Below are 22,678 nucleotides of genomic sequence, written 5' to 3' on the forward strand. Positions count from 1 at the left end.
GATCCCGGCATGGCCGCATCCCCGAGCACCGCCCGAGCCATCAACGACCGGCTCGCCCTGCGACTGCTCCAGGACGAGGGGCCGTTGACGGCGACCCAGCTGAAGACACTGACCGGACTCTCCCGTCCCACCGTCGCCGACCTCGTCGAGCGACTCAAGGGCTCCGGGCTCGTCCGGGTCGTCGGGGAGTCCGGCGCGGAGCGGCGCGGCCCCAACGCCAAGCTGTACGGGATCGTCGCCGACCGCGCCCATCTCGCCGCGCTCGACGTGCGCACGGACTCCCTCTCGCTCACCGTCGCCGACTTCCTCGGCGCCACGCTCGCCGAGGCCTCCGCCCCGATCGGCGGGGAGGACGGGACCGGGCCCGCCGTCGAGAAGGCGGTCTCGCTCCTGGAGCGGACCGCGAAGTCGGCCGGGGTGGAGGGCCTGCACAGCGTCGCCGTCGGCGCGCCCGGTCTGATCGACCCGTCCACCGGCGAGCTGCGCGACTCCACCGGACTGCCCGAATGGCACCGGCGGCTGATCGCCACGCTCCAGGAACGCCTGCCCGCGACCGTGCTCGTGGAGAACGAGACCAACCTCGCGGCCGTCGCGGAGCAGCGGGTCGGAGCCGCCCGCGACCACGACACCTTCGTCCTGATCTGGCTCGGCCAGGGCGTCGGCGCGGCCGTCGTCCTGGACGGCCGGCTGCGCCGTGGCGCCTCGGGCGGAGCGGGCGAACTCGGCTTCCTGCCGGTGCCGGGCACCTCCGGGCTGCCCTCGGCCACCGGCTGCGACGGCGGTTTCCACGAACTGGCCTGCGCGGCGGCGGTGGACGCCCTCGCCGTGGAGTACGGGCTCGACCCGGCCGGTGCCCTCGGCTCCGGGCACGGCCCCTTCCTCGACGCCCTGGCCCGTCGCCTCGCCGTGGGCGCGGCGGCCGTCGCCTCGGTCCTGGACCCGGGCTGCGTGGTCCTCGGGGGCGAGACGGGACACCTGGGCGGACCGGGCCTCGCCGCCCGCGTGGAGGCCGAGCTCGCCGCGCTCTCCCCGCTCCGTACGGAGGTCCGCGCGACCGCCCTCGGCGACACGGCGGTGCTGCGCGGCGCCCTGCTGGCCGCCCGCGACGCGGCCCAGGACGCGCTCTTCCCGTAGACCGTCCACAGGGCCGGGGGCGGTTTCGACCACAGCCGGAGCCGGTCGGAGCAGGCGACTGCAGACCGGGGGGCGGTCCCGACCACAGGCCGGAGCCGGACTCGTCTACAGACCGGCGCCGGTCCCGAACCGGGCGTTCAGGAACTGCTCGAACGTCACGCGCCCCACCGCCTGCTCGGGCGCGAGGTGGCCGCCGTCGCGCAGACCCTGGTAGATCCTGCCCGGCAGGGGGACCTCCACGACGCGGCGCGCGATGCCGGTCGCCCTCCGGTAGGCGGTCGCCAGTTCGGCGAGCGTACGGACCTCGGGGCCGCCCATGTCCGCCACCCGCCCGGCGGGCGCGCCCGTCGCCAGCTCCGCGAGCCGCTCGGCGACCTCGGTGACCTCGATCGGCTGGTCCGGCACGTCCTTCGGGATCAGCATCACCGGCGGCTTCGCCAGGCCGGCCAGGAGCCGCAGGACCAGGTCGTGGAACTGCGTGGTCCGCAGGAGCGTCCAGCCGACGCCGGACTGCTCGATCATCCCCTCGGCGGCGTACTTCGCCTTGTAGTAGGGCAGCGGTACGCGGTCCACGCCGACGATCGAGATGTAGACCAGGTGCGGGATCCCCGCCCGGCGCGCGGCGTCGAGCAGATTCCGTAGGCCCTGGTCGTCGCCGCGCATGATGTTGGCGCAGTGGACGATCGTGTCCACGCCCCGCAGCGCCCGGTCCAGGAGCGGGCCGCCCTCGCGCAGGTCGACCGCGTACGGCGGGGCGTGCCGGCTGAGGACGCGCACCTCGTGTCCGGCCGTGCGCAGACGTTCGCAGACGGGGTGGCCGAGCGTCCCCGTGCCTCCGGTCACCAGGAAGGTCGTCATGCCTCCAGGGTGAACGCCTTCGCCGCGGCCCGCACGTGCGGGCCGCGGCGAAGGGGGGAGGGACCCGGCGACGGCAAGGGCCTGTGAATTCCGCCGCCGGGCGTTCTCGGGAGGGCTCAGGCCGTCAGCGCGCGCCGAGCCCTTCGGGGGTCAGCAGGCGCCGAGGTCCTTCCAGACGCCCCACTCGCCGGTCGTGCCCGGCGCCTCGTTCTGCGTCCACCACTGGGCCTTCCACTTGCGGCCGTTGTGGGAGACCTCGTTGCCCGCGTTGTAGACCGTGCCGGCCACGTACGCCGGCGCGGTGCAGGTGCCGCCCGGCGGCGTCGTCGGCGGCGTGGTCGGGGGCGTGGTCGGGGGCGTGGTGGGCGGGGTGGTGGGCGGCGTGGTCGGTGGCGTCGTGGGCGGGGTCGTCGTGCCCGGCTCCACCACCGTCGTACCGCGCGCCAGGTCGCCGGCGAGCGCGTACCGCGTGCCGTTGACGGTGACCGTCCAGTTCGACGGCGTGGACACCGGCAGGTAGTAGTTGAACGCCAGGTCCACCGAGGCGCCCGGGGCCAGCGTCTGCCAGGCCGGGAGCTTCAGCGACACCCGGTGGAAGTCGCCCTTCAGGCCTCCCACGTTGCCGCCCGTGTGGTCGCTGCTGATCACCTTCGTACCGAAGCCGGACTGGTCGGAGGCGTTGCCCGGAGCGGCGGTCGCGTAGTCGAACTGGAACTCCGTGCCGCCCGGCAGCGTGGTGGCGGTGTTGTTGGTGATCTTCAGCTTGGGCGTGAGCGGGTAGTTGGAGTCGCCCAGCTTGAACTCGGTGAACTCCGTGGCCACCTTCACGGCCTGGGCCGGCAGCGCCGCGTTGGACTTCTTCGCGCCGTACGGGGTGGCCGCCTTGAACTTGTCGTACATCAGCGAGGTGAGCGTGTCACCCATCTCGTACTGGCCCTTGGTGGCGTTCCAGTCGTAGTCGCCGGCCATCTCCCAGACCATCGTGCCGCCGATGCCCTTGGCGACCACGTAGTCGGCCTTGGCGGCCACCGACTGCTCGTCCTCGGTGGAGAGGAAGACCTTCTTCTGCGCGTTCCACAGCCACGGCGCGACCAGGGTCGAGTCGTACTTGCGGGCGTAGGTGCCGGTCAGCGTGGTGTTGGCGGGGAAGCCGTACCGCGTGACGTAGTCGCCGACGATCCCCTTCTCCAGGTTCTTGGCGTGCCACATCGGGTTGGAGCCCGCGGGCGACTCGGCGCCGTTGGTGTCCTTGTCGTGCCACAGGTTGTCGATGCCGACGGCGCCGTCACCGCACTTGGTCAGACCGGCGCCGGCCGGGCAGGTGGTCGCGGCCGCCTTGCCCCACAGTCCGTCGGTGCCGCCCTGCACGTTCTTGTGGCCGCGGGTGTAGTACGGCAGGCCGATGTTGATCCGGCCGGCCGGCATCGAGCCGCGGAAGTAGTGGTACGCCCAGTCGGTGTTGAGGTACCCGACACCGCCGTACTGCGCGGAGCCGTAGACGCCCGCGGCGGCCAGCTCGGCGTCCTTGCCGTCGTCGAAGAGCGAGGCGTTGGGGCCGACGTACTCGTTCCAGGCGCCGTGCAGGTCGTAGGACATGATGTTGACGTAGTCCAGATACTTCTGCATCTGGAAGGTCTCCATGCCGCGCAGCAGGTAGCCGGAGGAGGGCGCGGCGACGGTCAGCAGGTAGTGCTTGCCGTCGGCGGCGCCGGCCCGGTCGAGCTTCTCGCGCAGCGACTTCATCAGGGCGTCGTAGCCCTTGACCAGGCCCGCGCGGCGGGCGTTGGCGAGCTGCCAGTCGAGCGGGTTGCCCGCGTCCTTCATCGTCGTCGGGTACTCGTAGTCGATGTCGACGCCGTTGAACCCGTACTTCTTGATGAAGGAGACGGCCGAGTCGGCGAACGTGTCGATGCCGGCCTGGTTGACGGAACCGTCGGCGTTGGTGGCCATCGAGTAGAAGCCGCCGGAGTTCACCCGGGCGCCGTTGTCGTCGAAGTAGCCGCCGGTCTCCGCCCAGCCGCCGACCGAGATCAGCGTCTTGACGTTCGGGTGCTGCTTCTTGAACTTGTTGAGCAGGTTGAAGTGGCCCTTGTAGGCGAGGCCCGGGTCCATCTCCGCGCCCGCGACGCCGGGCCAGGTCATCCCGGTGGCCGCGTTGTTCGGCCCGTCCGCCCCGACCGACAGCTTGTTGTCGGAACCGACGTGTCCGAAGGCGTAGTTGATGTGGGTGATCTTCTCCCACGGGATGTTGTTGGCGAGGTAGGCGGGCTCGCCGTTCTTGCCGGTGCGCCAGCCGGTGAAGTAGCCGATGACACGGCGCTGGTGGTCGGCGCCCATCTTCTCGCGGCCCTCGGTGTCGTAGACCGAGCAGTACGGGACGTCGACGCCGGGAGTCTTGTACAGCCCGTCCGGGCGGCAGCTCTCGTTGTCGGCGGCGTACGAGACACCGCCGGCGAGGGAGCTGATCAACAGACCGGCGACGGCCGCGCCGGACGCGAGCAGCGACACCCTCGTCTTCGTGGGGGACAACACGATCGGTTCCTCCAGGGGAGGTCGAAAAACACAACGAACAAGGCGGTGGGTCGTGTTGGGCCCGTGGAGTGCGCACACCGGCGGGCCGTACCTCGGAGGTGACACGGAGATTAAGAGGACTAGACCAGTGCGTCAATAGGTCTGGACCAAAGAAGGGAAGAAGAGGGCCCTGTGAGCCAGCCCACAGAGCGCCCCCCGCATGGCCGACCACCGGCCGTGGCACACTGGCCCTGTATCAGCAGCAGCGCACTCCGGGGTCGGTGTAATTCCGAACCGGCGGTATAGTCCGCGACCCGTCCGCAGCCAGCGGCCGGTTGACCAGGTGAGATTCCTGGACCGACGGTGAAAGTCCGGATGGGAGGCAGTGCGCGGCGGGCGACCCTTCTCGGGGCGCTGTCGGCCGTATCGCCGCTGGTCGCCGTCCTCGGCGACCGGTGTGTCCGGCCTCGGCATCCCTGTGCGAAGCGTCGTACCCGCTCTCTGTCGTCATCGACAGGCCCCGGAGTCCGTGCCCGAAGAGGCAGGAGGACCCGGTGGCGAACCACGCCGACATCACCGCCATGCGACGCGCCGTCGCGCTCGCCGCCCGCGGTCTCGGCGCCACGAGCCCCAACCCGGTCGTCGGCTGCGTCCTCCTCGACGCCTCCGGAGTGCCGGTCGGCGAGGGCCACCACCAGCGGGCCGGCGGGCCGCACGCCGAGATCCACGCCCTGCGCGCGGCCGGCGACCTCGCCCACGGCGCGACGGCCTACGTCACCCTCGAACCCTGCAACCACACCGGCCGCACCGGCCCCTGCGCCCAGGCGCTGATCGAGGCCGGCGTCCGGCGTGTCGTGTACGCGGTCGGCGACCCGAACCCGCAGGCCACAGGCGGTGCGGACACCCTGCGCGCCGCCGGGATCGAGGTCGAGGGCGGGCTCCTCGCGGACGAGGCCGAGGCCGGCAACATCGCCTGGCTCACCTCCGTACGCCTCCACCGCCCCTTCGTCCGGTGGAAGTACGCCGCCACCCTCGACGGCCGGATCGCCGCGGCCGACGGCACCTCCCGCTGGATCACCTCCGCCGAGTCCCGCGCCGACGTCCACCGCCTGCGCGCCGAGGCCGACGCCGTCGTCGTCGGCTCCGGCACCGCCCGCACCGACGACCCGCACCTCGCGGTACGCGGCGTCGAGGGCGCCGTCCAGCCGCTGCGGGTCGTCGTCGACACCGAGGCGAGCGCCGTGAAGCCGGGCGCCCGGGTCCTCGACGACGCGGCGCGCACCGTGATCGCCGTGGCCGAGGACCTCCTGGTGGAGGAGACCGTCCACTTCCCCGAGACCTGGCGGCTCTCCCGCGCCCCCGGCGGCGGCCTCGACATCCCCGAACTCCTCGCGGCGCTCCACCAGCAGGGCGTCCGCTCCGTCCTCCTCGAAGGCGGGCCGACCCTGGCCGGCGCCTTCGTCCGCGCGGGCGCCGTCGACCAGATCGTCGGCTACCTCGCCCCGGTCCTCCTCGGCGCGGGCCCGCACGCCCTCGCCGACGCCGGAATCACCACCCTCACCGAAGCGTTGCGGCTCGACGTCACCGAGACCGCCCGCATCGGACCCGACCTGCGTATCACCGCGACCCTCAAGGGAGCCTGACCGTGTTCACCGGAATCGTCGAAGAACTGGGCGAGGTCACCGCCGTCGAGAAGCTGGCCGACGCCTCCCGCTTCCGCCTGCGCGGTCCCCTGGTCACGGAAGGCGCCAAGCACGGCGACTCCATCGCCGTCAACGGTGTCTGTCTCACGGTCGTGGAGCACGGCGACGGCGAGTTCACCGCCGACGTGATGGCCGAGACCCTCCACCGCTCCTCCCTCGGCGCGCTCGACATCGGCTCCCGGGTCAACCTGGAGCGCCCCATGGCGGTCGGCGAGCGCCTCGGCGGCCACATCGTCCAGGGCCATGTCGACGGCACGGGCACCGTCCTCGACCGGACCCCGTCCGAGAACTGGGAGATCGTCAAGATCGCCCTGCCCGCGCACCTCGCGCGGTACGTCGTCGAGAAGGGCTCCATCACCGTCGACGGCGTCAGCCTGACCGTCGTCGAGGCCGCCGACGACTGGTTCACCGTCAGCCTCATCCCCACCACGCTCGCGCTGACCACGCTCGGCATCAAGAAGAGCGGCGACCCGGTCAACCTCGAAGTGGACGTCATCGCCAAGTACGTCGAGCGGCTGCTCGGCCCCACGCCGAAGGGGAACGTCAAGTGAACTGGCTCAACTCCGAGGCGTTCACCGTCCTCGACCAGCACATCCTGTGGTCCGACATGATCGGCAACACCATCGGCCTGGTCGCCCTCGCGCTCGGCTGGCGGCGCTCCATCCTCACCTGGCCCGCGCAGCTGCTCTCCGGCGTCATCCTCGTCGGCGCCTACGCCTCCGCCCACCTCAGCGGCGGCGTCGGCAAGCAGCTCCTCGTCATCGGCGTCGCCGCCTGGGGCTGGTGGCAGTGGAACCGCGGCCGGCAGCAGGCCCAGGACGGCTCCATCGCCGTCCGCTTCGCGAGCTGGAAGGAGCGCGGCTACCTGCTGGCCGGCGCCGTCCTCGGCACCCTGGCGGTCGGCGGCCTGTTCACGCTCTACCCGTCGCTCTCCTGGAGCCCGTGGGCCGACGCGTACATCTTCGTCGGCACGCTCGTCGCGATGGTCGCCCAGGCCCGCGGCCTGGTCGAGTTCTGGTTCGCCTGGCTCCTCGTGGACCTCGTGGGCGTCCCCCTCGCCTTCAACAGCGGCCTCGCCTTCTCCGGCCTGGTCTACGTCATCTACTTCGCCCTCGTCATCTGGGGCATGCGCGACTGGTGGCTCCGGACGCGCACCGCTCCCGCGGCTCTGGAAGGAGCACACGCATGAGCCACCCCGTCAGCGCCCTTCCGCCCTGGGACGCCACCGACCTCTCCCTCGACCCCGTCGAGCAGGCCATCCGTGACATCGCCGCCGGCCGGCCCGTCGTCGTCGTGGACGACGAGGACCGCGAGAACGAGGGCGACCTCGTCATCGCCGCCGAGATGGCGACCCCCGAGGTCGTCGCCTTCATGATGAGCGAGTGCCGCGGCCTGATCTGCGCGCCCATGGAGGGCGACGAGCTGGAGCGACTCCAGCTCCCGCAGATGGTCGAGCACAACACCGAGTCGATGCGGACGGCCTTCACCGTCTCCGTCGACGCGGCGCCCGCCCACGGCGTCACCACCGGCATCTCCGCCGCCGACCGCGCCACCACCCTGCGGATGCTGGCGAGCGGCGCCCACGAGCCGTCCGACTTCGTCCGCCCCGGCCACATCTTCCCGCTGCGCGCCAAGCCCGGCGGCGTCCTGGCCCGCAACGGCCACACCGAGGCCGCCGTCGACCTCGCCCGCCTGGCGGGACTGCGCCCGGCCGGCGCCATCGTGGAGATCGCGGGCGAGGACGGGGTCATGCTGCGGCTGCCCGAGCTCGTCCCGTTCGCCCGCAAGCACGGCCTCACGATCATCTCGATCGAGGACCTCGTCGCCTACCGCCGCTCCGCCGAGCCGACCGTACGGCGCGAGGCCGAGGTCCGGCTGCCGACGGCCCACGGCGACTTCACCGCCTACGGCTACCGCTCCACCGTCGACGGCGTCGAGCACGTCGCCCTCGTCCACGGCGAGATCGGCGACGGCGAGGACGTCCTCGTCCGGGTCCACTCCGAGTGCCTGACCGGCGACATCTTCCACTCGCTGCGCTGCGACTGCGGCCCCCAGCTCCAGGCCTCCATGGACCGAGTCACCGAGGCCGGCCGCGGCGTCGTGGTCTACCTGCGCGGCCACGAGGGGCGCGGCATCGGCCTGCTGTCCAAGCTGCGCGCGTACGAGCTCCAGGAACGAGGCCGCGACACCCTCGACGCCAACCTGGAGCTGGGGCTGCCCGCCGACGCCCGCGACTACGCGGCCGGCGCCCAGATCCTCGGCGACCTCGGCGTCCGCAGCCTGCGCCTGATGACCAACAACCCCGACAAGATCGACGCCCTCGTCCGGCACGGCCTCCGGGTCGAGGGCCGCGAGCCCATGCCGGTCCAGGCGGGCGAGCACAACCTCCGCTACCTGCGCACCAAGCGGGACCGGATGGGCCACGACCTGCCCTGGCTGGACGCGAGCTCCGCGTCCACCTGCGCGAACCAGTAACCCCAGCACGTCCAGTAACCCCCAGCACGTCCAGCAACCCCAGCACCTCCCCGTACCGAGCAAGGAGCGACATGAGCGGCAAGGGCGCACCCGTCCTCAGCGTGAAGAACTGCGGCGACCTGCGGGTGGCCGTCATCGCGGCCCAGTGGCACGAGAAGATCATGGACGGCCTCGTGGACGGCGCGCTGCGCGCCCTGCACGAGCTCGGCATCGACGAGCCCACCCTGCTGCGCGTCCCCGGCAGCTTCGAGCTGCCGGTGGTGGCGAAGGTCCTCGCCGGGCGCGGCTACGATGCCATCGTGGCGCTCGGCGTCGTCATCCGCGGCGGAACGCCGCACTTCGAGTACGTGTGCCAGGGCGTCACCCACGGCCTCACCCAGGTCTCGATCGACACCGGCGTACCCGTCGGATTCGGCGTCCTGACCGTGGACGACGAGGAGCAGGCCCTGGACCGGGCGGGCCTCGAAGGATCCCGCGAGGACAAGGGCCACGAGGCCGTCACCGCCGCCGTCGCCACCGCGACCACGCTGCGCACGGTCAGCGAACCCTGGCGCTAGGTACGTGACCCTTACCCCGTACTCTTAGGACCATCATGGCGAACAAAACCTTCGAAGAGCTCTTCGCCGAGCTCAAGCTCAAGGCCGAGAACGGCGACCCGGCCACCTCCCGCACCGCGGAACTGGTGGACAAGGGCGTCCATGCCATCGGCAAGAAGGTCGTCGAGGAGGCCGCCGAGGTCTGGATGGCCGCCGAGTACGAGGGCAAGGAAGCCGCCGCCGAGGAGATCTCGCAGCTGCTGTACCACGTCCAGGTGATGATGGTCGCCCGCGGGATCTCGCTCGACGACGTCTACGCCCATCTCTGACAGGCCGCCTCCTGCACCCGGCCTCCGGCACACCGCCTCGGGCCCGTCTCCGCCGAGCGCGCCCTGCCCGAACGCACCGCACACCCTCCCCGAAAACTCCCAGGCAAAGGAAGCTCTCCCCATGCTGCGCATCGCCGTCCCCAACAAGGGTTCACTGTCCGGACCTGCGTCGGCGATGCTCCATGAGGCCGGCTACCGCCAGCGCAAGGAGTCCAAGGAGCTCGTGGTCATCGACCCCGAGAACGAGGTCGAGTTCTTCTACCTGCGCCCCAAGGACATCGCGATCTACGTGGCCTCCGGCAAGCTGGACATCGGCATCACCGGCCGTGACCTGCTGCTCGACTCCGGGGCCAACGCCGAGGAGATCCTGCCGCTGAACTTCGGCCGGTCGACCTTCCGCTACGCCACCAGGCCCGGCACCGCGAAGGGCCCCGCCGACTTCAACGGCATGACGATCGCCACCTCCTACGAGGGCATCGTCGCCAAGCACCTCGCCGACCAGGGCATCGACGCCTCCGTCGTCCACCTCGACGGCGCCGTCGAGACCGCCATCAAGCTCGGCGTCGCCCAGATCATCGCGGACGTCGTCGAGACCGGCACCAGCCTGCGCAACGCCGGCCTTGAGGTCATCGGCGACCCGATCCTCACCTCCGAGGCCGTCGTGATCCGGCAGTCCGGGGCCGGCACCGAGGACGCCCGGGTCCAGACCTTCCTGCGCCGCCTCCAGGGCGTCCTGGTGGCCCGTAGCTACGTGATGATGGACTACGACTGCCGCGCCGAGCACCTGGAAGAGGCCGTCGCCCTCACCCCGGGCCTGGAGTCGCCGACCATCTCGCCCCTGCACAACGAGGGCTGGGTCGCCGTCCGCGCCATGGTCCCGGCCAAGGACGCGCAGCGGATCATGGACGACCTGTACGAACTGGGTGCCCGCGCCATCCTGACGACGGCCATCCACGCCTGTCGTCTCTGACCGCCCGGCACACCGACGTACCGAGGAACCGCGATGTCCGACGCCCCGACGCCCACCCTCCCGGTCACCTTCCGGCCGGGCCGCACCCGCGCGGTCCTGCTGACGATCGGGACGGTGATGTTCGCCGTCATCACCGCCGTCACGCTGATGCTGGAGCGGCTCAGCCCGGGGGAGCGGGTCAGCTTCATCTTCACGGCGGCGCTGTTCCTCGGCATCCTCGTGATGCTGAGCCGCCCCAAGGTCGTCGCCGACGACAGCGGGGTCACGGTCGTGAACATCACCCGGACCCGCCGGCTCGCCTGGGCGGAGATCCTCCAGGTCAATCTGCGCCCCGGCGACCCCTGGGTCTTCCTGGACCTGAGCGACGGCACGAGCATGCCGGTGCTCGGCATCCAGCCCGGCATCGCCAAGGAGCAGGCCATCCGGGACGCCCGCGCGCTGCGGGCCCTGGCCGACAGCCGCGGCACCGGCCAGGACGCCGGCTGAACCCGACAGATCCCCCATACGGGGCCGACCCCCTGCCCCACGCGGGGTCCGCGTGACTACTCTGGAGGCGGTGGTGCCGAGCGGCACCACCGCCTCGCACGTGCAGGGCCGCCGCCGCGGCCCGCGAGGCACCCTGCGACCCGAGGAGTGACTCCCTCCGGCAATGGACGGATCGTCCGGTAGTACCTGCGCCGCCCCCTCCACGGAGGCGGCGGCATGATCATCCCTCTTCTCCTGCTCGCCGCGGCCTTCCTCCTGATCCTCGCCAACGGCTTCTTCGTGGCGGCCGAGTTCGGCCTGGTCACCGTCGAACGCCGTGAGGCCGAACGGGCCGCGGCCGCCGGCGACCGGCGCGCCCGCACCGTCGTCAAGGCGCTCGGCGAGCTGTCCTTCCAGCTCTCCGGCACCCAGCTCGGCATCACGATCACCTCCCTCGTCGTCGGCATGCTCGCGGAGCCCGCGCTCGCCCAGCTCCTCGACGGCCCGCTCACCTCCACCGGCCTGCCCGACGGCGCCGTCTCCGGGATCGCGGTCGCGATCGGGATGCTCCTCGCCTCCGCCGTGCAGATGGTGGTCGGCGAACTCGTCCCGAAGAACTGGGCGGTCTCCCGGCCGCTCCAGGTGGCCCGGTTCGTCGCCGGGCCGCAGCACCTCTTCGCGACGGTGTTCCGCCCGGTGATCACCCTGCTCAACCGGGTCGCCAACCGGCTCGTACGGCTGCTGGGAGTCGAGCCCACCGACGAGCTCGACTCCGTCCGCACCCCCGGCGAGCTGGTCGCCCTGGCCCGGCACTCGGCCCGGGCCGGCGCCCTGGAACAGGACACCGCCGACCTCTTCGTCCGGACCCTCACGCTGGGCGGACTGACCGCGCAGCAGGCCATGACCCCGCGGGTGAAGGTGAGCGCCCTCCAGTCGGACGCCACCGCGGCCGACGTCCTCAACCTCACCCGCGCGACCGGACTTTCGCGCTTCCCCGTCTACCGCGAGCGGATCGACGAGATCATCGGCATGGTCCACCTCAAGGACGCCCTCGCCGTCCGGCCCGAGGAGCGCCACCGCACCACCGTCGGCCGGATCGCCGTCCCGCCGTTGCTCGTCCCCGAGACCCTGCCCGCCCAGGCGCTCCTGGAGCGGCTGCGGCGCGAGCAGCCGATCGCCGTGGTCGTCGACGAGTACGGCGGCACGGCCGGGGTCGTGACCCTGGAGGACATCGTGGAGGAGCTCGTCGGCGAGGTCCGCGACGAGCACGACACCGCGGCCGACGCGCGGCCCGAGCTGGCCGCCGTCGCCGCCGAGGACGGCCACCCTGCCTGGGAGGCGGACGGCTCCTGCCGCGTGCACACCCTGCACCGGATAGGTCTCGACGTGCCCGACGGGCCGTACGAGACGGTCGCCGGGCTCGTCGCCGACCTCCTCGGCCGCATCCCGGCCCCCGGCGACCGGGCCGAACTCCCGGGCTGGCGGCTCCTGGTGCGCCAGGTCGACCGCTACCGCGCCGAGCGGGTCCGGATCGTCCGGACGAGCGATGTGGCCGCCGTGCCGGAGGCGGTCCGATGAGCCTGATCCCCCTGCTGTTCGCCGTCCTCCTGGTGGTGGCCAACGGCTTCTTCGTCGGCGCCGAGTTCGCGCTCGTCTCCGTACGCCGCAGCCAGATCGAGCCGCTCGCCGGCAAGCGGGCCCGGCAGGTCCTGTACGGCCTGGAGAACCTGCCGCAGATGATGGCGGCCGCCCAGTTCGGCATCACGGTCTGCTCGCTGACCCTGGGCGCGGTGGCCGAGCCGACCGTGGCGCACCTTCTGGAGCCGGTCTTCCACGCCGTCGGCGTACCGGCCGGGCTCGTCCACCCGCTGGGCTACGTGCTGGCGCTCGCCGCGGTCGTCTCCCTCCACCTCGTCATCGGCGAGATGGTGCCGAAGAACCTCGCGATGGCCGCCCCGGAGCGGACCGCGCTCCTGCTCGGACCCGGCCTCGTCGGCTTCGCCCGGGTCTGTCGGCCGGTCACCCGGGCGCTGGGCGCGTGCGCCAGGCTGGTGCTGCGGGCCTTCCGCGTCGAGCCCAAGGACGAGGTGGAGGCCGTGTTCACCAGCGCCCAGCTCGGTCGGCTCGTCGAGGACGCGGGCCAGGCGGGCCTGCTCGACCCGGTCGAGCAGGAGCGCCTGGAGGACGCCCTGGAGCTGGGCAGCCGCCCTGTCACGGACGTCCTGATCGTCCCGTCCGGGCTGGTGACGGTCACGCCGGCGGTCACTCCCCGGGAGATCGAGGAGCTGACCGTCCGCACCGGCTACTCACGCTTCCCGGTGTGCGCCGAGGGACGCGGGACGTTCATGGGCTTCGTGCACGTCAAGGACGTCCTGGAACTGGAGGAGCGGGAGCGGGCGGTGCCGCAGCACATCTGGCGCCCCATGGCCACGGTCCGCTCCGAGCTGCCGCTCGACGACGCGCTCACCGTGATGCGCCGCGCGGCGACGCACCTCGCCCAGGTGGTGGACGGGTCGGGCCGGGTGCTCGGCCTGGTCGCCCTGGAGGACGTCCTGGAGAAACTGGTGGGCGAGGTCCGCGACCCGGCGCACCGCGCCCCGGAGCAGGTACTGACGGCGTGATCCGGATCCGGGACCGGGACCGGGGCCGGAGCCGGGGCCGGAGGACCGGGGCCGGAGGACCGGGGTGCGCTGCGCCCGCCCCGGTCACACCGAAGGGCCCTGCGGCCCTCGACGGCCCGACAGCACCTCTCCGTACGCCTGCATCAGGTCGGCGAGGCGCAGCGTGGCCAGGTCGTCACGGGTGGGCGTGCCCGGGTATCCCGCGAGCCGGAGATCGCGGTACGCGCACGACTTCTCGTACAGCGTGCGCAGGAAGCGGCCGTTGCCCAGCTCGTCGATCCAGCCCTGCTCGACCACGTGCCCGCTGATCGAGCGCAACTCGTCGAGCGCCTCCTCGTCCCAGCGGTCCCGGTTCGTCGCCGCGAGGACCTCGCCGATGGCCGTGAGTTCGAGCGGGCGGTACGAGGGGAAGTCGACCCGGGTCGTGAAGCGGGAGGAGAGCCCCGGGTTGGTGGCGAGCAGCCGGTCCATGCCCTCCGGATAGCCCGCCAGGATCACCACCAGGTGGTCCCGGTTGTCCTCGGCGCGCTTGAGCAGGACCTGGAGCGCCTCGTCGCCGTACGCGTCGCCCTTGCTGTAGCCCGTGTTGGAGAGCGAGTACGCCTCGTCCACGAAGAGGACGCCGCCGATCGCCGAGTCGATCAGCTCGTTCGCCTTCACGGCGGTCTGGCCCAGGAACTCGCCCACCATGTCCGCCCGTTGGGCCTCGACCAGGTGGTCGCCGCCGAGGAGCCCGAGCGCGTAGAAGACCCGGCCGAGGATGCGGGCGACCGTGGTCTTCCCGGTGCCCGAGGGCCCGGAGAAGACAAAGTGACGTTTCGGCGGCTGGACGGGCAGGCCCTCCCCGGCGCGCAGCCGAGCCATCTCCAGCTGCGCCGACAAGGCCTTGACCTGCCGCTTCACCGGGTCCATCCCGACCATGCGCTCCAGCTCGGCGAGCGCCTCGGCGAGCAGGGCGGGGTCGGTGGGGCTGGCGGGGAAGCGCGGGGGCGCGGGCTGGGCGGGGGCCGCGGCCTTCTGGCGTACGACGTCGGGGGGCTCGGGCGGCCCCGCGGGGGCGGTCGGGGCCGGCGCCGGGGGTTCCGTGCCGAGCCGGAGGCCGTCGGGGGCGGGGCCGTCGACGTCGGTCTGCGCGGCGTCGGCGGCGGTGTCCTGGCCGATCCCGCCGAGGACCACGGTCGCGAGCCCCGCTGCCTCGTCCGGCCCCTCGAACCCGTCGTACTCGGTGATCGCGGCCAGCCGGGCGGCCGTGTCCATGAAAGCGGGGTCGATCCGGTGCACCGCCCGGTAGAGGGGGAGGGCCGCGGCGCTACGGCCGGTGCCCTCGTGGGCCCTGGCCAGCCAGTAGCGCAGCTCCTTGCGCTGCGGCTGTTCGCTGCGACAGCGCATCAGGGCCGCCGAGAGCAGCGGCTCGGCCTGGGTGTACATCTCCAGCCGGACCCGGGCCATCCCGCCGAAGAGGCCCGCCTCGATGCCCAGCAGGGGATCGTCCACCAGGGTCTCGGTGTGCCGGACCAACTGGTCCCAGTCCTTGACCAGATAGGACCGGCAGGCGTGCAGGAAGCGGACCTGCGGATCGGTGTCGACCGGCGGCAGCCCGGCCAACGCCCGGTCCAGCTCCGGCACATGGCGGCCGTCGAGCCAGTGCGAGGCGTGCGCGAGGAGCAGGTCGCGCGGGGTCTCCAGGACGGGCTGGACCCACCAGCCCAGCCAGTACCAGGAGTTCAGGGTGCGGCGGTGGCGTGCGCGCTGTTCGCCGAACCGGTCGCGGTTGCGGTACATGCGCAGCAGGGCGGTCGTGGTGTCCACCCGCAGCGCGTGCAGCCCGAGCCAGGCGTCCGCCATGGCGGGGTCGATCCGTACCGCCGCCCGGAACTCCTCCTCCGCCTGCGGATAGGCGCCCATCGTGTAGGCGTCGACTCCCCGCAGCCAGGCGAGCTCGGCCGGGGCCGGTCCGCCCTGCGTGCCGATGTCCATCGGGTCCCCCACAAAACGTGCCCCCGTTGCTGTCCCGGCGGGCGGGCGCCCGCCGGAAGCCGTACAGAACCGCCTTCTCGTGGACGGGAATTGACCCCACCGAGGGGCATCGTACCTGCGCAGAGGGGGCGCCACTAAGGAGAAGCGCATGATCCGGTAGCCGTGACCCTGGGTGAGCATCAAGGTCGTCGACGGCTCGGAGAAAGGGATGATCGGGGCAGAACGAAGCCCCCGATCACGGGGGAACAACCGGGGGCTTCGTGTCCGCGGCGGCTCCGAAAAGCCGCACATTGGAAACGTAAGACCTGTACGCCCCCGGGGTCAAGCGGAGTTGAGGCACTTGCGGAAGTCGACTTTCGGCTGCTCAATTCCGCGTACGGGAGCCGTCACGTTCCGTGATGGACTGGTCCGAGCCCGCTGTCACCGACGGCCCAGGAAGCCATTCGTAACCCCCTGGACACTCCCGTATCAGGGTGTCGGCGAAGGGTCGCGAGGGGTCCGTGGAGAAGTGGCGAGTCTCCGCCATCGTCCACCCGTCCCAGAAGGCCGCCTGCGCGGGCCCGTCCCGCCTCCGGCCGCGCAGCCAGGACTCTTCCGGGCCCCGCTCCATCCAGAGCAGCGCCGCGAGGAACGGCCGCAGCGCCCGTCGCCCCGCCCCGACGCCCTCGACCAGGACGACCGGAGCAGGCGGCAGCTCCCGGTGCGCGCCGAAGGTCCGCAGATTCCAGTCGTACGGGTGATAGCGCGCGACCTCGCCCCGGGAGAGGGGCAGGATCACCTGGTCCCGCATCCGCTCCGTCCAGGCGAAGAGCTCCTCGTGGCTGGCGAGGTCGTCGAGGTGGAGGACGGGGGCGTCGAGCCGGGCGGCGAGGCGCGCGGCGAAGGTCGACTTGCCCGAGCCCGCGTGACCGTCGACCGCGATCAGCCGGACGGGCCCCACGGAGGGCGGCAGCGCGCGCAGCGCGGCGGCGGCGCGGTCGAGGCCGGTCACGTCAGTCCCGTCGGTCATGGGCCAAGCGTAACGATTCCGCGTGGCGGCGCCGCAGGTCAGGGGCGTCGCGATGCCATTGGTAGAGACCCATATCGGTGCGGCGACGCGTGCCGAATCGCTGGCCGAAGCGCCCAGGGAGCCGCGATAGTGGACCCACGCTCCCGCCCGTCGCAGTCGCTCCCGCCCGTCGCAGTCGCTCCCGTCCGTCGCCGTCGTCACTGTCTTCGTGCGGCACTGCCGTCGTCCACCGTGGTCAACCGTCGCTCGCCGCTCTCGCTGATCGCTCGCCGCTCTCGATGCTTCGCTCCCGACTGGAGGTCGTCACCGCTCATGACCGACTCCGCTCCGCGCAGAACCGTCCTCGCAGCCGCTCTCGCCGCCGTCGCGGGGACGGCCGTGGCATCCGCCGCGCCGGCCGCCGTCGCGGGCGACCGCGGCCACGCGCCGCAGCCCGAGCTCGTCGACAACCGCTTCTGGGTCTCCTGGGCCGACTGGCGGTCCGGCACCCGCACCGGCACCCGGGCCGTCCTCGCGTCCCGTCCCGGTCTGGTCATCGCCACCCCCGCCGGGCTCACCGACTACACCGACCCGCACACCGGCACGACCTCCACCTGGGAGTACGCGAGCTGGACCTCCCCGGTCCACACCTCCGCGGTCCCCGCCACCGAGGTCATCGCCTCCTGGAACGCGGCGACCCCGCCCGGCACCTGGATCCAGATCGAGCTACGGGGCACCTACAGCGACGCCACCACCACGCCCTGGTACGTGATGGGGCGCTGGGCGTCCGGCGACGGGGACATCCGGCGCACCTCGGTCGACGACCAGAGCGACGGCAGGAGCTCGGTCTGGACCGACACCTGCGCCGTGGACGACCCCGCGAGCGGGCTCCGGCTGACCGCGTACCAGCTCCGGCTGACTCTCCACCGCACCCCCGGCACCCGGCTCACGCCCACCGTGTGGCGGCTCGGCGCGATGGCCTCCGACCTCCCCGACCGCTTCACCGTGCCCGCCTCCACGCCCCGCCTCGCCCGCGAGCTGGCGGTGCCGCGCTACTCGCAGAACACCCACGTCGGCCAGTACCCGGAGTACGACAACGGCGGCGAGGCCTGGTGCAGCCCGACCTCCTCGCAGATGATCGTCGAGTACTGGGGGCGCCGGCCGAGCGCCGAGGACCTGGCCTGGGTGAACCCGGACTTCGCCGACCCCCAGGTCTGCCACGCGGCCCGCTTCACCTTCGACCACCAGTACGACGGCTGCGGTAACTGGCCCTTCAACGCCGCCTACGCCGCCACCTACCCCGCCATGAACGCGGTGGTCACCCGGCTCCGCTCGCTCACGGAGCTGGAGACCCTGATCCGCGCGGGCATCCCGGCCATAACGTCGCAGTCCTTCCGCAAGGAGGAGCTGACCGGCGCCGGCTACGGCACCTCCGGCCATCTGATGACCGTGATCGGCTTCACCGAGGCCGGCGACGTGATCGCCAACGACCCCGCCTCGCCCAGCAACGAGGCCGTCCGCCGGGTCTACCCGCGGCGCGAGTGGGAGAACATCTGGCTCCGTACCAAGCGGTACAACGCGAGCGGCGCTGTGGTCTCCGGCACAGGAGGGGTCTGCTACCTCTACTTCCCCGAGCGCCCCACAGCCGCGCAGCGCAAGGCCCTGGCGGCCGTCGGCGTCCGCTGACGCGCGCCGTACGGCCCCGGGAGCGTGACCGACGTCCTACTCCGGGGCCGTACCCGGCTGGCACTGTGGTCGCCATGACCGCTTTCACCCATTCCGCCACCCGCTCCCGTGCCCGCACCGGAGGCCCCAAGGAGGACGGCCCCAAGATCCTGGAGCACGTCCTCGGCTGGACCCTCGTCGTCGTCCTCGCCATGTTTGTCACCCAGGTCGGCCTGATCTGACCCCGTCCTCTCGGCGCCGCTGACGCTCCAGGGCGTCGCCCGGGGTGACCGGGCGCCGCCGAACGGGCATACTCCCCGCGCCACGGGCGCCGGGCGTCCCCGCGCGCGAACCGTCGGGGGCAGCATCGGCGCAGCAGTGATCACCGGTGGCGCCGCGTGACCCGCGCGCACCGCCGCACTGCCCGAGAGGGAGGAGTGCGCCGCCATGCCCGACCGCGAACCGCAGGGAGTGGAACGCAGGCTGCCGACCGACGAGGCCCGGGAGCTGCTCGCCCTGGTCCGGGAGATCGCCGCGCGGGAGATCGCGCCGCGCGCCGCCGAGGAGGAGGCCGAGGGTCACTTCCCGCGCGAGCTGTTCTCGCTGCTCTCCGACTCCGGTCTGCTCGGCCTGCCGTACGACTCCGCGTACGGCGGCGGCGACCAGCCGTACGCCGTCCACCTCCAGGTCCTCGAAGAGCTGGCCGCCGCGCGCCTCACCGTCGGGCTCGGCGTCAGCGTCCACTCGCTGTCCTGTCACGCCCTCGCGCGGTTCGGTACGGACGAGCAGCGGGCCGCCCATCTCCCGGCGATGCTCGGCGGCGGCCTCCTCGGGGCGTACTGCCTCTCCGAACCGGCCTCCGGCTCCGACGCGGCCTCGCTGCGCACCACGGCGGAACGCGACGGCGACGACTGGGTGCTCACCGGCACCAAGGCGTGGATCACCCACGGCGGGGTCGCCGACTTCTGCACGGTCATGGCCCGCACCGGCGGAGAGGGCCCGAAAGGGATCACCGCGTTCCTGGTCCCCGGGGACGCGCAGGGGCTGAGCGCGGCCCCGCCCGAGCGGAAGATGGGGATGAAGGGCTCGCCCACCGCCCAGCTCCACCTCGACGGGGTACGGGTCCCCGACGCGCGGCGGATCGGCGCGGAGGGGGAGGGGTTCGCGATCGCGCTCTCCGCCCTGGACTCGGGGCGGCTCGGCATCGCCGCGTGCGCGGTCGGGGTCGCACAGGCGGCGCTGGACGTCGCCGTGGCGTACGCCCGCGAGCGGCGTCAGTTCGGCCGGCCGATCGCCGACTTCCAGGGGCTCCGCTTCCAGCTCGCGGACATGGCCACCCGGATCGAGGCGGGCCGCGCGCTCTATCTGGAGGCGGCGCGCCTGCGCGACGAGGGGCGGCCCTTCGGGCGCGGCGCGGCGATGGCGAAGCTCTTCTGCTCGGACGCGGCGATGCAGGTCACCACGGACGCTGTGCAGGTGCTCGGCGGCTACGGCTACACGGCGGACTTCCCGGTCGAGCGGTACATGCGGGAGGCGAAGGTGCTGCAGATCGTCGAGGGGACGAATCAGATCCAGCGGATGGTCATCGCACGCCACCTTGTCGGACCAGAGTCCCACTGACCAGGGTCCCGCTCACGCCGCTCGCCCGCACCGTCCGGTCCGCCCACACGGGTGCGGCGGTCAGCCGGTTCCACTCGTGGTCGGCGCGGCCCGGCAGGGTCCTGCCGTGGCTGGCCCACTGGCTGATCAGGGCCTTGTAGATGGGCGGGTCGGCGAGGAGCGGCGGCGGCTGCGGAACCGATTCTTCATAGCGCGGCTCGGCGAGGCGCCGCCGTCCGCTGCCGATGGGGGCGGTGTACAGCGTCGTCATGCCTCTCCCAACGCGCCCCGCCGGGCCCGGGTCACCGGCGGGCGAATTCGAGGAGGCGTTCGAGGGCTACCCGGGCCCGGGGGCGAGCCCCGCGCCCGCCGCGCCGCCGGGCGGGCGCGTGCGATCGGGCCCGCACGACTCTGGTCTCCGACAGGACTTCTGACTTACCGTCAGATTTCGCTGTCGACCAGGAGGTCACACGTGTCAGACGACCGGCCCGTCCCGCTCGACGAGTACCCCGTGCATCAGGCACCGCTCTCGATGAAGCACCACGTCAGCGGTGACCGCAACGCCTACGACCGGTGCATCTTCCACGTCTTCGACCACCAGGGCCGCGCCCTGCTCATCGCCGGCCTCGGCGTCTACCCCAACGCCGGGGTCGTGGACGCCTACGCGACCCTCCGCACCGGCGACCGGCTGCACGCCGTCCGCGCCTCCGACGCCCTCGGCGACGACCGGACCAACCTCGCCGTCGGCCCGCTCCGCATCACCGTGGACGAACCCCTGAGGACCCTCACCCTGCGCTGCGACCCCGACCCGGCGGACCCCGAGGGGCTCTCCTTCGACCTCACCTGGACCGGCGACTTCCCACCCGTCTGGGAGCCCCACCACACCCAGCGCCGTGGCGACCGGCTCACCCTGGAGGGCCGCCGCTTCGTCCAGGCGGGCCACTGCGTCGGCACCGTCCGCGCGGGCGGTGAGGAGTTCGCCGTCACGGCGGGGGAGTGGACCGGCACCCGCGACCGCAGCTGGGGCGTCCGGCCCCTCCCCGGCGAGGAGCCCGGCCGGGCCGACGAGTTCCGGCCCGAGGGCTTCCACTGGCTCTGGATACCCATGCGGTTCGACGACCGCTTCCTCATGGTCATCGCGCAGGAGGACGCCGACGGCTACCGCACCCTGAGCGAGGCCCTACTGGTACGCAACGGGCAGCGCGACGCCCAACTGGGCTGGCCCCGCACCGACATCACCTACCGACCCGGTACCCGTCACCCCGAACGAGCCGTCGTCCACCTCGCCGACCCGGCCGGGAAGCCCCTGGAGGTCGAGGTCGAGATCCTCGCCTCCTCGCCGCTCGCCGTCGGCGCGGGCTACCCGCCCGCCACGGACTGGCAGCACGGCACCTGGCAGGGCCGCGACTGGACCGACCGCAGGGTCTACGACCTCTCCGACCCCGCCGCCCACCCCATGGCCGCCTACGGGGTGACCGACCACGCGGCCCGCTTCACGCTCGAAGGCCGCACCGGCTACGGGATCTTCGAGCACGGCTCCTTCGGCCGCCACGACCCGAGCGGCTTCACGGACCACACCTCCACCGCCGACTGACCCGTCCCGCAGGCGACCGAACCGCCCGGCAGCCGGCGCCCGCAGGCGCACCGAACCGCCCGGCAGCCGGCCCCCACAGGCGCACCGAACCGCCCGCAGGCGCACCGAACCGCCCAGAAGAAGGGAGTGCGTCCATGGCCACCGCCCCCCGTCCGCGCACCAGCACCCGCGACCCCGAGGAGCTGGGCGACCGGCTCACCCGCTGGCTCGACCCCCGGCTGCCCGGCGCCCGGATCACCGGGCTCGCCGTCCCCGGCTCCAACGGCATGTCCAGCGAGACCCTGCTCTTCGACATCGAGCACCCCGAAGCCCCCGTACGCGGCTGTGCCCTGCGGCTGGCCGCCGACCCCGCCGCGTACACGATCTTCCCGGTCTACGACATGGAGCGGCAGCACCGGGTCATGCGCCTGGTCGGGGAGCACACCGACGTACCCGTCCCGCGCGTCCTGTGGCTGGAGAGCGACCCGGAACCGCTCGGCGCCCCGTTCTTCGTGATGGCGCGCGCCGAGGGCCGGGTCCCGCCGGACGTCATGCCCTACACGTACGAGGGCAACTGGCTGCACGCCGCCACCGACGCCGAACGCGCCCGTCTGGAGGCCGAGTCCGTCTCCGTACTCGCCCGGCTGCACGACCAGTTCCCCGTGAAGGAGGCCGAGTTCCTGCTGCCCGACGGCCCGGGAAGCCCGCTGCGGCGCCATGTCGACGCCCAACGCGCCTACTACGCCTGGGTCGTGCGGGACCTCGCGCGCTCCCCGCTGATTGAGTCTGCCTTCGACCGGCTGGAGGCGCTCTGGCCCACCGACGAGGGGCCCGCCGCCCTCAGCTGGGGCGACGCGCGCATCGGGAACATCGTCTACGACGGGTTCCGGCCGGCGGCCGTCCTCGACTGGGAGATGGCCGGCTTCGCCCCGCGCGAGGTCGACCTCGGCTGGACCGTCTATCTGCACCGGTTCTTCCAGGACCTGACCGTCGGCTTCGGCCAGCCCGGGCTGCCCGGCTTCCTGCGCCGCGACGCGGTCGAGCGGCGGTACGCGGCCCTCACCGGGCACACGCCGCGCGACATGGACTTCCACACCCTCTACGCGGCGCTGCGGCACGCGATCGTGATGCTCAGAGTCGCGTACCGCCAGGCGCACTTCGGAGAGGTCCAGGTGCCGGAGAATCCGGACGGTCTCATCCTGCACCACGCCTCGCTGGAGGCGATGGTGCGAGGGGACTACTGGTAGCCACCACCACCGGCGGCCGGCGGGGCG

21 protein-coding genes and 1 riboswitch are annotated in these 22,678 nt (G+C 72.6%); of the genes, 16 read left to right on the forward strand and 5 right to left on the reverse strand.

Translation table 11 applies throughout. From position 1 onward, the window contains the following. Window positions 1–9 precede the first annotated feature (9 nt). Window positions 10–1,134 carry an ROK family transcriptional regulator gene (locus tag ACIPPS_RS26380; RefSeq protein WP_401436684.1) on the forward strand — a complete coding sequence of 375 codons (1,125 nt, stop codon included), beginning with the start codon at window positions 10–12 and terminating at the stop codon, window positions 1,132–1,134. Between the two features lie 105 nt (window positions 1,135–1,239). Here ACIPPS_RS26380 and ACIPPS_RS26385 read toward each other — a convergent pair whose 3' ends face one another. Together ACIPPS_RS26385 and ACIPPS_RS26390 are read right to left on the reverse strand one after the other, a co-directional pair. Beyond that, a complete protein-coding gene (locus ACIPPS_RS26385) occupies window positions 1,240–1,992 on the reverse strand; it encodes an SDR family oxidoreductase (protein WP_401436687.1) in 753 nt (250 codons plus the stop codon). A gap of 150 nt (window positions 1,993–2,142) precedes the next feature. Then, entirely contained in the window at window positions 2,143–4,524 is a 2,382-nt protein-coding gene (locus ACIPPS_RS26390; protein WP_401436689.1) for a chitinase C-terminal domain-containing protein, read from the reverse strand. A 242-nt stretch (window positions 4,525–4,766) separates the two neighbouring features. Further along, window positions 4,767–4,896: riboswitch (FMN riboswitch) on the forward strand. A 161-nt stretch (window positions 4,897–5,057) separates the two neighbouring features. Between ACIPPS_RS26390 and ribD the strand changes: the two genes are divergently transcribed. The 10 genes from ribD (at window position 5,058) to ACIPPS_RS26440 (ending at window position 13,602) form a co-directional block, all read left to right on the forward strand. Next, window positions 5,058–6,146 carry a bifunctional diaminohydroxyphosphoribosylaminopyrimidine deaminase/5-amino-6-(5-phosphoribosylamino)uracil reductase RibD gene (gene ribD, locus ACIPPS_RS26395; RefSeq protein WP_401436691.1) on the forward strand — a complete coding sequence of 363 codons (1,089 nt, stop codon included), beginning with the start codon at window positions 5,058–5,060 and terminating at the stop codon, window positions 6,144–6,146. A gap of 2 nt (window positions 6,147–6,148) precedes the next feature. Continuing rightward, complete coding sequence (locus ACIPPS_RS26400; RefSeq protein ID WP_401436693.1) at window positions 6,149–6,757, forward strand: riboflavin synthase; 609 nt, start codon at window positions 6,149–6,151, stop codon at window positions 6,755–6,757. Window positions 6,758–6,813: 56 nt separating this feature from the next. Continuing rightward, on the forward strand, window positions 6,814–7,395 hold the full coding sequence (locus ACIPPS_RS26405) for a nicotinamide riboside transporter PnuC (protein WP_401436856.1): 582 nt from the start codon (window positions 6,814–6,816) through the stop codon (window positions 7,393–7,395). Continuing rightward, entirely contained in the window at window positions 7,392–8,681 is a 1,290-nt protein-coding gene (locus tag ACIPPS_RS26410; protein WP_401436696.1) for a bifunctional 3,4-dihydroxy-2-butanone-4-phosphate synthase/GTP cyclohydrolase II, read from the forward strand. Before ACIPPS_RS26405 ends, ACIPPS_RS26410 begins: the two co-directional genes overlap by 4 nt. A 71-nt stretch (window positions 8,682–8,752) precedes the next feature. Further along, the gene (ribH, locus tag ACIPPS_RS26415) at window positions 8,753–9,238 is read left to right on the forward strand and encodes a 6,7-dimethyl-8-ribityllumazine synthase (protein ID WP_401436698.1); all 486 of its coding nucleotides are present in this window, start codon (window positions 8,753–8,755) and stop codon (window positions 9,236–9,238) included. 35 nt (window positions 9,239–9,273) lie between these two features. Continuing rightward, complete coding sequence (locus ACIPPS_RS26420; protein WP_053643769.1) at window positions 9,274–9,546, forward strand: phosphoribosyl-ATP diphosphatase; 273 nt, start codon at window positions 9,274–9,276, stop codon at window positions 9,544–9,546. Between the two features lie 121 nt (window positions 9,547–9,667). Next, window positions 9,668–10,516: an ATP phosphoribosyltransferase gene (gene hisG / locus ACIPPS_RS26425; protein WP_401436701.1), complete on the forward strand. Its 849-nt coding sequence runs from the start codon at window positions 9,668–9,670 to the stop codon at window positions 10,514–10,516. A gap of 33 nt (window positions 10,517–10,549) precedes the next feature. Beyond that, entirely contained in the window at window positions 10,550–11,002 is a 453-nt protein-coding gene (locus ACIPPS_RS26430) for a PH domain-containing protein (protein WP_401436703.1), read from the forward strand. A 216-nt stretch (window positions 11,003–11,218) separates the two neighbouring features. Then, entirely contained in the window at window positions 11,219–12,559 is a 1,341-nt protein-coding gene (locus ACIPPS_RS26435) for a hemolysin family protein (RefSeq protein ID WP_401436705.1), read from the forward strand. Continuing rightward, window positions 12,556–13,602 carry a hemolysin family protein gene (locus tag ACIPPS_RS26440; protein ID WP_401436707.1) on the forward strand — a complete coding sequence of 349 codons (1,047 nt, stop codon included), beginning with the start codon at window positions 12,556–12,558 and terminating at the stop codon, window positions 13,600–13,602. The genes ACIPPS_RS26435 and ACIPPS_RS26440 overlap by 4 nt, the downstream gene beginning before the upstream one ends. An 84-nt stretch (window positions 13,603–13,686) precedes the next feature. Here the strand turns inward: ACIPPS_RS26440 and ACIPPS_RS26445 are convergent, their stop codons facing one another. Both ACIPPS_RS26445 and ACIPPS_RS26450 read right to left on the reverse strand, forming a co-directional pair. Next, on the reverse strand, window positions 13,687–15,579 hold the full coding sequence (locus tag ACIPPS_RS26445; RefSeq protein ID WP_401436708.1) for an AAA family ATPase: 1,893 nt from the start codon (window positions 15,577–15,579) through the stop codon (window positions 13,687–13,689). A gap of 364 nt (window positions 15,580–15,943) precedes the next feature. Then, the gene (locus ACIPPS_RS26450; RefSeq protein ID WP_401436710.1) at window positions 15,944–16,588 is read right to left on the reverse strand and encodes a uridine kinase; all 645 of its coding nucleotides are present in this window, start codon (window positions 16,586–16,588) and stop codon (window positions 15,944–15,946) included. Window positions 16,589–16,900: 312 nt separating this feature from the next. On the opposite strand from ACIPPS_RS26450, the gene ACIPPS_RS26455 reads away from it, so the two are divergent. The 3 genes from ACIPPS_RS26455 to ACIPPS_RS26465 all read left to right on the forward strand — a co-directional run bounded on the left by ACIPPS_RS26455 (window position 16,901) and on the right by ACIPPS_RS26465 (window position 19,852). Further along, on the forward strand, window positions 16,901–18,253 hold the full coding sequence (locus ACIPPS_RS26455) for a peptidase C39 family protein (RefSeq protein WP_401436713.1): 1,353 nt from the start codon (window positions 16,901–16,903) through the stop codon (window positions 18,251–18,253). A 74-nt stretch (window positions 18,254–18,327) separates the two neighbouring features. Next, on the forward strand, window positions 18,328–18,474 hold the full coding sequence (locus tag ACIPPS_RS26460) for an SCO1431 family membrane protein (RefSeq protein ID WP_401436715.1): 147 nt from the start codon (window positions 18,328–18,330) through the stop codon (window positions 18,472–18,474). A 205-nt stretch (window positions 18,475–18,679) separates the two neighbouring features. Then, a complete protein-coding gene (locus ACIPPS_RS26465; RefSeq protein WP_401436718.1) occupies window positions 18,680–19,852 on the forward strand; it encodes an acyl-CoA dehydrogenase family protein in 1,173 nt (390 codons plus the stop codon). Here the strand turns inward: ACIPPS_RS26465 and ACIPPS_RS26470 are convergent. After that, complete coding sequence (locus ACIPPS_RS26470; RefSeq protein WP_401436720.1) at window positions 19,815–20,102, reverse strand: hypothetical protein; 288 nt, start codon at window positions 20,100–20,102, stop codon at window positions 19,815–19,817. The genes ACIPPS_RS26465 and ACIPPS_RS26470 overlap by 38 nt on opposite strands. Window positions 20,103–20,303: 201 nt before the next feature. Here ACIPPS_RS26470 and ACIPPS_RS26475 point away from each other — a divergent pair, with 201 nt between their 5' ends. Beyond that, complete coding sequence (locus ACIPPS_RS26475; RefSeq protein WP_401436723.1) at window positions 20,304–21,425, forward strand: hypothetical protein; 1,122 nt, start codon at window positions 20,304–20,306, stop codon at window positions 21,423–21,425. Between the two features lie 134 nt (window positions 21,426–21,559). Further along, the gene (locus ACIPPS_RS26480; protein WP_401436725.1) at window positions 21,560–22,651 is read left to right on the forward strand and encodes a phosphotransferase family protein; all 1,092 of its coding nucleotides are present in this window, start codon (window positions 21,560–21,562) and stop codon (window positions 22,649–22,651) included. Window positions 22,652–22,678: the final 27 nt, after the last annotated feature.

The organism is Streptomyces sp. NPDC090127, from assembly GCF_044746945.1.
Classification (GTDB): Bacteria; Actinomycetota; Actinomycetes; order Streptomycetales; family Streptomycetaceae; genus Streptomyces.